General features: G+C 72.3%; 10 protein-coding genes. 3 read left to right on the forward strand and 7 right to left on the reverse strand.

The features are described 5' to 3' along the window. Window position 1: 1 nt before the first annotated feature. The 5 genes from AC3AGO_RS27675 to AC3AGO_RS27695 all read right to left on the reverse strand — a co-directional run bounded on the left by AC3AGO_RS27675 (window position 2) and on the right by AC3AGO_RS27695 (window position 7047). A complete protein-coding gene (locus AC3AGO_RS27675; RefSeq protein WP_487824850.1) occupies window positions 2-1645 on the reverse strand; it encodes a sensor histidine kinase in 1644 nt (547 codons plus the stop codon). 508 nt (window positions 1646-2153) lie between these two features. Beyond that, complete coding sequence (locus AC3AGO_RS27680; RefSeq protein ID WP_487822952.1) at window positions 2154-4379, reverse strand: NADP-dependent isocitrate dehydrogenase; 2226 nt, start codon at window positions 4377-4379, stop codon at window positions 2154-2156. A gap of 177 nt (window positions 4380-4556) precedes the next feature. Beyond that, on the reverse strand, window positions 4557-5246 hold the full coding sequence (locus AC3AGO_RS27685; protein ID WP_487822953.1) for a GntR family transcriptional regulator: 690 nt from the start codon (window positions 5244-5246) through the stop codon (window positions 4557-4559). A gap of 35 nt (window positions 5247-5281) precedes the next feature. Further along, window positions 5282-6049 (reverse strand): maleate cis-trans isomerase family protein, encoded by a 768-nt coding sequence (locus AC3AGO_RS27690; protein WP_487822954.1) that lies wholly within the window; start codon window positions 6047-6049, stop codon window positions 5282-5284. A gap of 134 nt (window positions 6050-6183) precedes the next feature. Then, on the reverse strand, window positions 6184-7047 hold the full coding sequence (locus AC3AGO_RS27695) for a maleate cis-trans isomerase family protein (RefSeq protein ID WP_487822955.1): 864 nt from the start codon (window positions 7045-7047) through the stop codon (window positions 6184-6186). A gap of 329 nt (window positions 7048-7376) precedes the next feature. Between AC3AGO_RS27695 and AC3AGO_RS27700 the strand changes: the two genes are divergently transcribed. Together AC3AGO_RS27700 and AC3AGO_RS27705 are read left to right on the forward strand one after the other, a co-directional pair. Next, window positions 7377-8384 (forward strand): D-2-hydroxyacid dehydrogenase, encoded by a 1008-nt coding sequence (locus AC3AGO_RS27700; protein ID WP_487822956.1) that lies wholly within the window; start codon window positions 7377-7379, stop codon window positions 8382-8384. Further along, a complete protein-coding gene (locus tag AC3AGO_RS27705; RefSeq protein ID WP_487822957.1) occupies window positions 8381-9847 on the forward strand; it encodes an amidase in 1467 nt (488 codons plus the stop codon). The genes AC3AGO_RS27700 and AC3AGO_RS27705 overlap by 4 nt, the downstream gene beginning before the upstream one ends. 67 nt (window positions 9848-9914) lie before the next feature. On the opposite strand, the gene AC3AGO_RS27710 is transcribed toward AC3AGO_RS27705, so the two are convergent. Further along, complete coding sequence (locus tag AC3AGO_RS27710; RefSeq protein WP_487822958.1) at window positions 9915-10433, reverse strand: DUF3830 family protein; 519 nt, start codon at window positions 10431-10433, stop codon at window positions 9915-9917. Window positions 10434-10492: 59 nt separating this feature from the next. Next, the gene (locus AC3AGO_RS27715) at window positions 10493-11965 is read right to left on the reverse strand and encodes an NAD-dependent succinate-semialdehyde dehydrogenase (protein ID WP_487822959.1); all 1473 of its coding nucleotides are present in this window, start codon (window positions 11963-11965) and stop codon (window positions 10493-10495) included. Window positions 11966-12187: 222 nt separating this feature from the next. Between AC3AGO_RS27715 and AC3AGO_RS27720 the strand changes: the two genes are divergently transcribed. After that, window positions 12188-13462 carry an aspartate aminotransferase family protein gene (locus tag AC3AGO_RS27720; protein WP_487822960.1) on the forward strand — a complete coding sequence of 425 codons (1275 nt, stop codon included), beginning with the start codon at window positions 12188-12190 and terminating at the stop codon, window positions 13460-13462. Window positions 13463-13468: the final 6 nt, after the last annotated feature.

Here is a 13468-nt window from a genome sequence, read left to right on the forward strand (position 1 = left end):
GTCATTCACCCTTGTCTGACGTGTCGCTGCTCCCGCGGCCGGGCGCCGGCTTCGGCTGCCCCCCGGAGAGCCCGCTCTGGAACTCGGCCATCCACACGCCGGGCGCGGGTTCTTCGGACGCCGTGGCCGCCGGACCCGGCTGCGGGGGGCGCGGCGTGGACGTGCGGGACGGTGAGGGGCCCGTGCCGGCCGCGGCGTCCGGGCGGCGCCGGCGCCGCTGCGGCAGCCCGTTGGCGGTCCGCTCGGCCACAGCGGGCGCCTCGTCCTCCTCGGCCCGTACGGGCCCGGTCGGGGCCGGACTGCCCGCCGGGGCGGGGGAGTCGGCGGTATCGGCCGCGTCCGGAGCGGTCCGCGGCCCCGGCACCGGCGCCGTAGCGGGGGCCTGGCTGCCCTCCTGCGAGGACGGGCCGTTCTGTACGGACGGGCCGTGCTGGCCGGCGGGTTCCCCGGCCGGCCGCGGCCCGGAGGAGGTGCCGATACCGTGCGCCTTTCCTGTGGCGGGTGCGGTGGTGATGAGGTTCTTCGGGATGCACAGCACCGCACGCACACCGCCGTACGCGGACGGCGGCAGCGAGACCTGCAGGTCGTACGCCTGGGCCAGCCGGCCGACCACGGCGAGCCCCAGACGCGGCGATTCACCCAGGTCGTTCAGGTCGATGCCGGCCCGCGCCTCCTTGAGCATCCGCTCGGCGCGCGCCCGCGCCTCCTCGCTCAGGCCGACGCCGCCGTCCTCGATCTCGATGGCGATGCCCATGTGGACCTCGCCCGCGGTCAGATGGACGCGCGTCTTCGGCGGCGAGTAACGGGTGGCGTTGTCCAGCAGCTCGGCGAGCGCGTGGATGAGCGGCTCGACGGCGGGGCCGACCACGGCGACCTCCGCGACCGAATGCAGCTCCACCCGCTGGTAGTCGAGGATCCGCGACATGGCGCCGCGCAGCACGCTGTAGAGCGGTACGGCCTTGCCCCACTGGCGTCCCGGACGGGCCCCGCCGAGCACGGCGATGCTGTCGGCGAGCCGGCCGATCAGCGCCGTGCCGTGGTCGAGGCGCAGCAGGTCGGCGAAGAACTCCGGCTCCTGCCCGTGCCGGTCCTCCATCGCCCGCAGGTCGGTGGCCTGTTGGTGGACGATGGCCTGCACCCGGCGGGCGATGTTGACGACACCGCGCTGCGCCGAGTCGCGCATGCTCTCCTCGGCCTGCACGGCCTCCACGACGGCACGCAGCAGCTCCTGATGGGCGGTCAGGAACTCGGGGCTGAGCCCCTCGCCCTCGTCCGCCATCGACATCAGGACGTCCTCGGCGAACTCGCCCTCCTGGAGCCTGTTCACCGCCTCGGGCAGCTGCTCCTGCGTCAGCCGGACGGTCACGTCCTCCTGCCGCTCCAGCTGCCGGCGCAGTGCGGACTCCCGCTCCGTGCTCTCCGCGCGCAGCGCGTCCAACGCCCGCCCGCGGCGCGCCACTTCGGCGGTGAGGAGGGCCACGGCGACGGTCGCCACCACCGCGCACCAGATGACCGCGGCCCGCGCCTCCGCGGGCGCGAGCGTGGCGGCTATCACCCCGGCCGCGGCGGTGACACCGGCGGGCACCGACCACGCCGCGACGGAGGCCGGTCGCCGGCCTCCGGGTGACGATGCGGCACGAACCATCAGCATCCTCAAATCGTCGAGAGAGCAGGTACGACAAGGAGGTTCGCGGCGTTCGCCGACAGCGCTGTCCGGTCGTTCTGCGCACGGACCCGGGGCGGTGACAAGTCGTGGATGACCTGGTGTGATGCCCCAACTCTCCGAGTCCCGGGCAGCTTAGCCGCACCTGATCTTGGTACGCACACGGCCCTCGGGTGCCCGCGCGGGGGAGTGCCCGCCGTCGCACACCGGTGCAGACCGGCACACAGGGGTCGCCATGATCACCGTGCGCAGTCCCGGGAACACGTACGGGGTCGAACCCCCGTGGGGGCGGCGGCAGTTCATTTTCAGGATGTTCACCCGCCGTTCGCACGCCGGGTACTCGCGGGCCCGGGCCTGGACGCCGACTCCCTTGTTACCAGGGGTAGTTGACGAGCTGTCAGCAACGTACGGCGAAGGCCCCCGGGTCCGTCGCTGGGACGGCCCCGGGGGCCTTGCTGTGGTGCTTATGGTGCGGCTGTGCCGCCCCCGCTCAGCGCTTGTCGAGGGTGGCGAGCGCCTCGTTGAGGGTCTTCGACGGGCGCATCACGGCACCGGCCTTGGTGTCGTCCGGCTTGTAGTAGCCGCCGATGTCGGCCGGGTGGCCCTGCACCGCGAGCAGTTCGTCGACGATGGTCTGCTCCTGCTCGGCCAGCGAGGCGGCGAGCGCCGCGAACGACTCGGCGAGCGCCGCGTCCTCCGTCTGGCCCGCCAGCTCCTGCGCCCAGTAGAGCGCCAGGTAGAAGTGGCTGCCGCGGTTGTCGATGCTGCCCAGCTTGCGGCTCGGCGACTTGTTCTCCTGGAGGAACGTGCCGGTCGCACGGTCGAGCGTGTCCGCGAGGATCTGCGCACGCGCGTTGTCCGTGGTCTGCGCCAGGTGCTCGAAGCTGGTCGCCAGCGCGAGGAACTCGCCCAGGCTGTCCCAGCGGAGGTAGTTCTCCTTCACCAGCTGCTGGACGTGCTTCGGCGCGGAGCCGCCGGCGCCGGTCTCGAACAGGCCGCCGCCGTTGATCAGCGGGACGACCGAGAGCATCTTGGCGCTCGTGCCGAGTTCGAGGATCGGGAACAGGTCGGTCAGGTAGTCGCGCAGCACGTTGCCGGTGACGGAGATGGTGTTCTCGCCGCGGCGGATGCGCTCCAGGGAGAACGCGATCGCGTCCTCGGGCGACATGATCTCGATCTGCAGGCCCTCGGTGTCGTGCTCCGGGAGGTACTGCTCGACCTTCGTGATGAGGTTCGCGTCGTGGGCGCGGCCCTCGTCGAGCCAGAAGACGGCCGGGTCGCCGGTCGCGCGGGCGCGGGTGACGGCGAGCTTGACCCAGTCGCGGATCGGCACGTCCTTGGTCTGGCACATGCGGAAGATGTCGCCCGGGCTGACGGCCTGCTCCAGCACGGCCTCGCCGGCGCCGTCGAGGACCCGCACCGTACCGGCGGCGGGGATCTCGAAGGTCTTGTCGTGGCTGCCGTACTCCTCGGCCTTCTGCGCCATCAGACCGACGTTCGGCACGGAACCCATCGTGGACGGGTCGTACGCGCCGTTCGCGCGGCAGTCGTCGATGACGACCTGGTAGATGCCGGCGTAGCTGCTGTCCGGGATGACGGCCAGGGTGTCCTGCTCCTGGTCGTCCTTGTTCCACATGTGGCCGGAGGTGCGGATCATCGCCGGCATGGAGGCGTCGACGATCACGTCGCTCGGCACGTGCAGGTTGGAGATGCCCTTGTGCGAGTCGACCATGGCCAGGTCGGGGCCCTCGTTGAGCTCGGCGTCGAACGAGGCCTTGATGTCGGCGCCCTCGGGCAGCGACTCCAGGCCCTTGTAGATGCCGCCGAGGCCGTCGTTCGGGGTCAGACCCGCGGAGGCCAGCGTCTCGCCGTACTTGGCGAAGGTCTTCGGGAAGAAGGCGCGCACCACGTGGCCGAAGATGATCGGGTCGGAGACCTTCATCATCGTGGCCTTCAGGTGCACGGAGAACAGCACGCCCTCGGCCTTGGCGCGGGCGACCTGCTCCGTGAGGAACGCGCGCAGCGCGGCGACGCGCATGACAGACGCGTCCACGACCTCGCCCGCCAGCACCGGCACCGACTCGCGGAGCACGGTGGTGCTGCCGTCGTCACCGGCCAGCTCGATGCGCAGCGAACCGTCGGCGGGAACGATCACGGACTTCTCGGTGGAACGGAAGTCGTCGGCGTTCATGTGCGCGACGTTGGTCCTGGACTCGGGGGTCCAGGCGCCCATGCGGTGCGGGTTCGCCCTGACGTAGTTCTTCACCGAGGCGGGGGCGCGGCGGTCCGAGTTGCCCTCGCGCAGTACGGGGTTCACGGCGCTGCCCTTGACCTTGTCGTACTGGGCGCGGACGGCGCGCTCCTCGTCGGTCGACGGCTCGTCCGGGTAGTCCGGCAGCGCGTAGCCCTTCTCCTGCAGCTCGGCGATGGCCGCCTTGAGCTGGGGGATCGAGGCCGAGATGTTCGGCAGCTTGATGATGTTCGCGCCGGGCGTCTTGGCGAGTTCGCCGAGCTCGGCGAGGGCGTCCTCGACGCGCTGGTCCTCCCGCAGGCGTTCCGGGAAGAGGGCGATGATGCGCCCGGCCAGCGAGATGTCGCGGCTCTCCACGGTAACCCCGGCCGTCGAGGCGTACGCCCGCACCACGGGCAAGTACGAATACGTCGCCAGGGCCGGGGCCTCGTCAGTCTGCGTGTACATGATGGTCGAGTCAGTCACCGGTACTCCGCTTCACGTCTACGTCGTCTCGATATCAAGATATCTCGTGCCGCCCCCTTTCCGACACCGGCCCCCGGCTCGGGTCGCAACTCCGTCGCCCCGGGCCGTTCCGGCCGGGTGGAGGTGGGGCTGTACGAGTCGACGGCGGCGTGGCGGGCGCGCGCGACGGACGGGGCGTCAGGCGGGGACGGGGGCGGCGCCGTCGTCGTTCTGGCCGGTGAGGCGGCGGACCGCGTCCTGCATGTGCTCGTCGAGCAGGGCCAGCAGCCGTTCCTCGTCCTCGGCGCGGAGGGCCTCGATGAGCGCGGCGTGCTCCTCGACCATCGCGGCCGGATCCGGATGCCGGTCGGTGAGCGCGGAGAGGCACATCCGGGTCTCGACGAACAGGGTCTCCGCGATGCGCCGCAGCCGGTGGCTGCCGGACTCCTCGACGAGGGTCTGGTGCAGCTCCATGTCGGCGGCGCTCAGCGCGGTCATGTTCTTGCGGCGGGCCGCCGTGGCCATGGCGCGGTGCACCTTGGCCAGGCGGTCCGCCGTACGCTGCGGGCTCTGGCGCAGGACGAGGCGGCAGGCCGCGGACTCCATGGCGGTGCGGGCGAAGTAGATGTCGCGGACATCGTCCTCGTCGAGCCGGGTGACGAAGACCCCGCGGTGCGGCTCGCTGACCGCGATGCCCTGCTGGACGAGGCGCTGCATGGCCTCGCGCAGCGGACCCCGGCTGACGCCGAGCTGGCTCGCCAGTTCGGCCTCGCCCAGCTGGTGGCCGGGCGGGAGGGTGCCGTCCATGATGGCGTCGGTCAGCCGGGAGGCGATCGCTATCGCGGCCGGCTCTCTCTTCACCGGCTGCAGGTTTCTCGCTTCCGCCATATTGAGTTCGTCCTTTGTCGGGGCCGTCGTGCGGATTACACCGCGGCGGCCGTCGGGTGCGGGTGCCGTACGAGCCGGAAGAGCGAACCGAGACCGTCCCGCGGCTGCGTGTCGCCCGCGAGGCGCAGGCCCTCCCAGGCCGAGACCTGGTTCGCCGTCAGGACCGGCTTGCCGACCGTCTCCTCCAGCTCGTCGAGCCAGGCGATGGTGTGCAGCGCGGTGTCCGGGAGCAGGATCGCATCCGCCTCGGGGTGGTCGTTCGACCGGGCCAGCTCCAGCACCTGCTCGCGCTCCAGCGTACCGACCTCGGCCGCGGTGATGATCCCGCGGCCGGAGACCTGGACGACTTCGGCGCCCGACGCCTCCAGGAACCGCACGAAGTACCCCGCCACATCGTCGGGGTAGGTGGCGGCGATGGCGAGCTTGCGCACGCCGAGCGCCTCGACGGCGTGCGCGAAGGCGAACGACGTGGAGGAGACGGCGGAGACGGGCAGGCCCGCGGCCTCGGCGAGCTCCTCGACCTGGCGGCGGGCGCCTTCCGGGCCGTAGATGAAACTCGCGCTGGTGCAGGCCCAGACGACCGCGTCCGGGGCGGAGCGGGACAGCTCGGTCAGCCCGTCGGCCAGCCGGTGCGTGGAGCCCATCTCCAGCAGTGCGTCCACCCGGTGGGCGTCCTCGCCCATGTCGGTGTGCACCAGGGGCAGCCGCACCCCGCCGCCGAGCTTGCGCTCCAGCAGGGGGTAGTCGTCCTCGGCCGAGAAGCCCGGGTAGAGGAAGCCCACGCATACGGTCCGGTCGGTCATCAGTTCAGTTTCCTTTCGTACGGGGCAGTCTAATCGCCGCCGAGGGGCCACGAAGCAGATTGTTGACATTCGGCAATCCGGCCGGCGCTCCGGAGGCCCGGGGGCGCCGGCCGGCAACATGCGGGAACGGAGGGTCAGTTGAGCCCGTCGCCGCCGGGGTCCTCCGGAAGCGCGGGGAGGCCGTCGCCCTGGCCCGCGTCCACCTCGCACTCCTCGTACGCCTCCCGGGCCGCGTCCTCGCCCGGCTTCAGCGCGGCGCGGGCCTGCGGGTCGGTGAGCGCCTGGTAGGCGCCGACCGGGCGGACGCCGGCGTGCCGCAGCGCCGACCACATCGTCACCTGGTTCGCCGAGATCACCGGAATCCGCAGCTCCGCCTCCAGCTGCGGGATGATGTCGTACGTGGGCAGGTTGGTGCAGCTGACGAACAGCGCCTCCGCGCCGTCGAGTTCGGCACGGCGGGCCATGCCGGCCACGTCCCGGTAGGGCACCTGCCAGATCTCCCCTGTCAGGCCCAGATATTCACGCCCCGTCACCTCGACGCCCGCCGCGCCGAGGAAGTCCGCCAGCGAGTCGGTCACCGACCTGGTGTACGGGGTGATCACGGCGACGCGCCGGACGTCCAGCTCCGCGAGGGCCTCCAGCAGCGCGCCGGAGGTGGTGACGGCAGGCAGTCCGCCCGCGGTGCGGCTCATCTCCGCGCACATCGCGCTCTCCCCGGCGAGGCCGCCGACGAAGCTGCCCGAGGTGCAGGCGTACGCCAGGGACTGCGGCTTGACCGCGTGCAGCGCGGACACGGCGGCGCGCAGCGTCTCGTGCTCGCTGACGAGCCGGGCCATGTCGAGGCTGACCTCGACCGGGACGAACGGAGTGCGGGTGATGTGGAGCGAGACCTCCTCGGGGACCCAGCGCCACAGTTCACGGTCGAGGGCGAAGTCGAACGGCGCGACGACGCCGACGCCGCGTTGCGGCAGCGGTCCGCCAAGGCTGGTGATGTCCAATGCAGGGCCCCTTCGTGACACACGCGCGCGGGCCTGCGCGCGGCCCGTACGCCGTGGTGGACATGGAGACGCGGCCGTCACCTGCGAGGGGGACCTTGGGCATGCCCTGCAACACGCGGCCGACGGGGAGAATCCGACGGCCGGCCTCCCGGTGACGGGTCCGGCCAAGTAGATTGTTGACAATCTAAAGATCGCTTGCCTAGCGTGTCAATCCCCTGGTGAGGGCGGTAATTTCGGTGACTCCCGGCGCTCCCGGCACACGGCTCCGGCCGGCCCTTCCGGGCGCGCTCCGGCGGATCACCGCACTGCGACGCGAAGGACGACCGACCATGTCGAACACCCCGCCCCCGCGTGTCCTCGTGCTCGCCGACGAGTCACCACCGGGCCTCGAACCCCTCGCCGGGCAGGCCGAGTTGAGGATCATCTCCGAGGCGGAACTCGCCGGTGAGCTGCCCGGCGCCGACGTCCTGCTGGTGTGGGACTTCGGCACCGACGCGCTGCCCGCCGCCTGGCCCGAACGCGGCGGCCCGAGCTGGGTGCACACCGCGAGCGCCGGCGTGGACCGGCTCATGTTCCCCGCGCTGACCGCCTCGGACGCGGTCGTCACCAACGCGCGCGGTGTCTTCGAGCAGCCCATCGCCGAATATGTGGCGGGCCAGATCATCGCGCTGGCAAAGGACTTCGCCGGTACGCACAGCCGGCAGCTGAACCGCGTCTGGCAGCACCGGGTCACCGGGCGTGTCGCCGGGACGCGCGCCGTCGTCGTCGGCGGCGGCCCCATCGGCCGGGCCACCGCGCGCACTCTGACGGCGCTCGGCCTGCGGGTCTCCCTGGTCGGCCGCACGGCACGCGACAACGACCCCGAGGTGGGCCGCGTACACGCCTTCGACGAGCTCGACGGGCTGCTCCCGGACGCCGACTGGGTGGTGAGCGCGGCGCCGCTGACACCGCAGACGGAGGACATGTTCGACGCGGCGGCCTTCGCCCGCATGAAGCGCGGCGCGCGCTTCCTCAACGTCGGCCGCGGCCCCATCGTCGTGGAGAAGGACCTTCTGGCGGCCCTGGAGGACGGCCAGTTGGGCGGCGCAGCGCTCGACGTCTTCCGCGAGGAGCCGCTGCCCGCCGACAGCCCGCTGTGGGACGCGCCCAACCTGCTGGTGTCTCCCCACATGTCGGCCGACACCGACGGCTGGCTGGAGGACCTCGCCGAGGTCTTCACCGACAACTTCGCGCGCCGGCGGGACGGTCGGCCGATGCGCAACGTGGTGGACAAGAAGCTGGGATACGTTCCGGTCGCCGCGCCGGACGCGGCCGCAACAGAGGAAGGCACCCGATGACCGAACTGCAGGACAAGCCGCAGGACGCGACCGGGCGGTCCGCCGCACCGGCCGGCCTCACCGCGCTGACCGCCACCGAACTGCTCGCCTCGTACGCGTCCGGCGAGGTGTCGCCCGTCGCGGCCACCGAGGCGGTGCTCGACCGCATCGACGAGGCCGACCCGGAGCTCAACGCGTTCTGCGTCGTCGACCGCGCGGCCGCGCTGGAACAGGCGAAGGCGAGTGAGGAGCGGTGGCGGCGCGGCGCGCCCGAGGGGCTGCTCGACGGCGTACCGACCTCGATCAAGGACCTGTTCTACACCCGCGGCTGGCCCACCCTGCGCGGCTCCCTCAGCATCGGCGCCGACCAGGAGTGGGAGGCCGACGCGCCGTGCGTGGCGCGGCTGCGGGAGCACGGCGCGGTGTTCACCGGCAAGACGACCACGCCGGAGTTCGGCTGGAAGGGCGTCACCGACAACCCGCTGACCGGTGTGACCCGCAACCCGTGGGACAGCACCCGGACATCGGGCGGCTCGTCCGGCGGCAGCGCGGCGGCGGTTGCCGCCGGCATGGGCCCGCTGTCGGTGGGCACCGACGGCGGCGGCTCGGTCCGCATCCCCGCCTCTTTCTGCGGGATCTTCGGCATGAAGCCCACCTACGGGCGCATCCCCCTCTTCCCGGCCAGCCCGTTCGGGACGCTGGCGCACGCCGGGCCGATGACGCGGACCGTCGCGGACGCGGCGCTGCTCATGGACGTCGTCTGCGGCGCCGACAGCCGCGACTGGTCGCAACTGGCGCCGCCGGAGGGCAGTTTCCGGGCCGCCGTCGAGGCGGGCGACGGCTCGCTGTCCGGGCTGCGCGTCGCGTACGCCGAGACCCTCGCGGGAGCCGACGTCGATCCGCAGGTCGCGGTGCGCGTGCGGCGGGTGGCCAAGCTGCTGCGGGAACTGGGCGCCGAGATCGAGGAGGTCGAGCTGGACTTCCCCGACCCCGTGGAGGCGTACCACACGCTGTGGTTCGCGGGCGCGGCGAAGGTCGTCGAGCACCTGACGCCGGAGCAGTTCGCGCAGCTCGACCCGGGGTTGCAGGAGGTGTGCCGGCAGGGCGCGGCGAAGAGCGCGCTGGACTACCTGGGCGCCGTCGACGAGCGGATGGCGCTGGGCGTACGGATGGGCGCGTTCCACGAGACGTACGACCTGCTGCTCACGCCGACCCTGCCGGGCACGGCCTTCGAGGCGGGCCGCGAGGTGCCCGAGGGCAGCGGACTGGAGCGGTGGACGGGCTGGACGCCGTTCAGCTACCCCTTCAACCTGACGCAGCAGCCCGCCTCCACGGTGCCCTGCGGCACGACGGACGAGGGGCTGCCGGTGGGCGCGCAGTTCGTGGCGGCCCGGCACGGGGACGCGCTGGTGCTGAAGGCCTCGCACCTGGTGCAGCAGGCGCTGGTCCGGGAGGGCACGGTGTCGACCGCCCCGGTCGGCTGACCCGCGTACGCGAAGGAGGGGCGGGCCGGAACTTCCCGGCCCGCCCCTCCTTCTGCGAACTGCCGTGTCAGGCGCGGCGGAAGGTGAGGGACTCGCCCAGCGCTCCGGCCCGCCACAGGTCCTGGCAGGCGTCGGCCATCCGGTCGAGGCCGTCCACGACGGTGCCCCAGACGATGCCGGGCACCCAGCCGGCGTCGCCGTTGATGAGCAGGTTGTTCCGCTCGTAGAACAGCGCGAGGTCGACGACGGTGGTCCGCTGGGCGTGCGCGGCCTCCGCGCCCTGCTGCTCGGCGGCCGCCTCGTAGCCGTACGACGAGGTGTTCAACTGCGTGTCGGTGAAGGTGAAGTAGCAGAGGTCGCCGGGGATGGGCGTGATCGTGGGGTTCTCCAGCGGGGGCTCCTCCGGGGCGAACGTCGGCACCAGGGTGTAGATCTCGTTGCGCGCGTACTTCGCGTGGTAGACGTCGCCGCCGAGCGGCAGCGCGTTCCACACCGCCGCGCAGGTGATGGGGGCCTTGTCGGCCAGGAGCTTGGCGGTGCAGGAGACGCCGCGCTTGGGCAGCGAGAGCTCTATGAAGCGGTCCATCTCAGGGATTCTCCGGTTCGTTCCGTACGGGTGGGGGAGCGGGGCGGCGGGCGCGGGCGTCAGCCGAGCGGCATCGCCAGGTAGCGGGTCTCCAGGAACTCGTCGATGCCGATCCGGCCGCCCTCACGGCCGAGGCCGGAGTGCTTGATGCCGCCGAAGGGGGCCGCCGGGTTGGACACGACGCCCTTGTTGAGGCCGACCATGCCGGTCTCCAGCCGCTCGGAGAGCCGGAAGGCGCGGTCGAGGTTCTCCGTGAACAGGTAGGAGACCAGGCCGTATTCGGTGTCGTTGGCGGCGGCGACGGCCTCGTCGTCGTCACGGAAGGTGAGGATCGGCGCGACCGGGCCGAAGATCTCCTGGTGCAGCATGGCGGCGTCGTCGGGCACGCCGGTGAGCACGGTCGGCTTGTAGAAGTAGCCGTCGCCGGGGGCGTGTTCGCCGCCGACGAGTGCCTTCGCGCCGCGCGAGACCGCGTCGGCGACGAGCTCGTCGACCTTGCCGCGGCCGGCCTCGTCGATGAGCGGGCCCACGTCGGTGCCGGGCTCGGTGCCGCGGCCCACGGTCAGCGCGCCCATGCGCGCCGCGAGCCGCTCGGAGAACTCGGCGGCCACGCTCTCGTGCACGTACATCCGGTTGGCGGCGGTGCAGGCCTCGCCGATGTTGCGCATCTTGGCGGCCATGGCGCCCTCGACGGCCTTGTCCAGATCGGCGTCGGCGCAGACGAGGAACGGGGCGTTGCCGCCCAGTTCGAGGGAGACCCGCAGCACCTGCTCCGCGCTCTGCTCCAGCAGCAGCTTGCCGATCTGGGTGGAGCCGGTGAAGGACAGTTTGCGGATGTGGCCGCCGCGCAGCAGCGGTTCGACGACCTCGCCGGGACGGCTGGTGGTCAGCACGTTGAGCACGCCCTCGGGCAGGCCGGCCTCGGTGAGGACCTGCGCCAGCGCCAGCATGGACAGCGGCGTCTGCTCGGCGGGCTTGATCACCATGGTGCAGCCCGCGGCGATGGCCGGGCCGATCTTCCGGGTGCCCATGGCGAGCGGGAAGTTCCACGGGGTGATGAGCAGGACGGGGCCGACGGGGCGCTGCATGACGACGAAGCGGTCCTTGCCGTCGGGCGAGGTCTGGTATCCGCCGTCGATACGGACGGCCTCCTCGGCGAACCAGCGGAAGAACTCCGCCGCGTACGCCACCTCGCCCTTCGCCTCGGCGAGCGGCTTGCCCATCTCCAGCGTCATCAGCAGCGCCAGCTCGTCGCTGCGGGCGTGCAGCAACTCGTAGGCGCGGCGCAGGATTTCGCTGCGCTCGCGCGGCGCGCGGGCCGCCCACTCCTGCTGGGCCGCGGCCGCCGCCTCGCCCGCGGCGCGCGCGTCCTCCGCGCCGGCGTCGGCGACCGTGCGCAGCTCCCGGGCCAGCGACGGGTCCTCGACGGGGAAGGCCGCGCCGGAGGCGGCCGGGCGCCAACTCCCGCCGATGAACAGCCCGTCCGGTACGGCATCGACGACGGCCTGCTCGTGTTCCGTGCCAGCGCTCACGTGTACTCCCAGCTCAACTCGCTCATGGACAGCGTCGGGATTGCATGCTTGCATGAGTGCAGGTTGTTGACAATCCTACGACGAGCCCCGCGGGGCGCGCCGGAGAACGCGGTACGCGGCTGCCCCTCGCGGCGCGTCGGCGGGTGCGGCGCCACCGCGGTTTCCGCGCCGTTCCCGCCCCCGCAGGGCCCGCCACCGCACCGTCCGAATGAGGAGCCGTTCATGAGCAGTCTGTCCCCCGCCCTCAAGCAGGCCACACCGGTCACGGCCGTCCGCGGCGAGGGTGTCCACCTCTACGACGAGTCCGGCCAGGCCTACTTGGACTTCACCGCCGGCATCGGCGTCACCTCCACGGGCCACTGCCACCCGAAGGTGACGGCGGCGGCCCAGGAGCAGGTGGGCAAGCTCGTGCACGGCCAGTACACGACGGTGATGCACCAGCCGCTGCTCACCCTCACCGAGCGGCTCGGCGACGTGCTCCCCGAGGGCCTCGACTCGCTGTTCTTCGCCAACTCCGGCAGTGAGGCCGTCGAGTCGGCGATGCGGCTCGCCAAGCAGGCGACCGGACGGCCCAACGTCGTGGTGTTCCAGGGCTCCTTCCACGGCCGGACGATCGGCGCCGCCTCCCTGACCACGTCCGCCGCCAAGGTCCGCTCCGGCTTCGCCCCGCTGATGCCGGGCGTGGCCATCGCGCCGTTCCCGAACACCTATTACTACGGCTGGGACGAGGAGACGGTCACCGAGTTCGCCCTGCGCGAGCTGGACCAGCTCCTCGCCACCGTCAGCGCGCCCGCGGACACGGCCGCGTTCATCATCGAGCCGGTGCTCGGCGACGGCGGCTTCGTCCCGGCGAACGCCGCGTTCCTCCAGGGCCTGCGGGAGCGCGCCGACCGGCACGGCATCCTGCTCATCCTGGACGAGGTACAGGCCGGCTTCGGCCGTACGGGACGCTTCTGGGGCCACGACCACTTCGGCGTGCGGCCGGACATCCTGGTCACGGCGAAGGGCCTGGCCAGCGGGTTCCCGCTGTCGGCGATCGCCGCTCCGGAGGCGCTCATGGCGAAGGCCTGGCCGGGCTCGCAGGGCGGCACCTACGGCGGGAACGCCGTCTCCTGCGCCGCCGCCCTCGCCACCCTCGACGTCATCCAGGAGGAGAAGCTCGTCGAGAACTCCGCCGAGCGCGGGGCCCAACTCGTCGCCGGCCTGCGCGAGGTCGCCGCCGCACACCCCGCGGCCGAGGGCGTCGGCGGCATCGGCAACGTCCGCGGCCTGGGCCTGATGCTCGCCTCGGAGATCGTCGACGGCGAGGGCAAGCCCGACGGCGCGACCGCGGCCGAGCTGCTCGCCGCCGCGGCCGAGCGGAAGCTCCTGCTGCTGCCCTGCGGCGCGCACGGCAACGTCGTACGGATGCTGCCGCCGCTCGTCGTGAACGAGGACCAGATCGACGAGGCGATTCTCCTCTGGCGCGAGACCGTGGACGCGGTCTTCGGGGCGTAGCCCGCC

The sequence above is a fragment of the Streptomyces sp. BL1 genome, assembly GCF_057628045.1.

What these genes read in the sequence shown, in the direction of transcription:
- AC3AGO_RS27675 (WP_487824850.1), bottom strand. Translation starts at nt 1,645, where the DNA reads ATGGTTCGTGCCGCATCGTCACCCGGAGGCCGGCGACCGGCCTCCGTC.
- AC3AGO_RS27685 (WP_487822953.1), bottom strand. Translation starts at nt 5,246, where the DNA reads ATGGCGGAAGCGAGAAACCTGCAGCCGGTGAAGAGAGAGCCGGCCGCG.
- AC3AGO_RS27690 (WP_487822954.1), bottom strand. Translation starts at nt 6,049, where the DNA reads ATGACCGACCGGACCGTATGCGTGGGCTTCCTCTACCCGGGCTTCTCG.
- AC3AGO_RS27700 (WP_487822956.1), top strand. Translation starts at nt 7,377, where the DNA reads ATGTCGAACACCCCGCCCCCGCGTGTCCTCGTGCTCGCCGACGAGTCA.
- AC3AGO_RS27705 (WP_487822957.1), top strand. Translation starts at nt 8,381, where the DNA reads ATGACCGAACTGCAGGACAAGCCGCAGGACGCGACCGGGCGGTCCGCC.
- AC3AGO_RS27710 (WP_487822958.1), bottom strand. Translation starts at nt 10,433, where the DNA reads ATGGACCGCTTCATAGAGCTCTCGCTGCCCAAGCGCGGCGTCTCCTGC.
- AC3AGO_RS27720 (WP_487822960.1), top strand. Translation starts at nt 12,188, where the DNA reads ATGAGCAGTCTGTCCCCCGCCCTCAAGCAGGCCACACCGGTCACGGCC.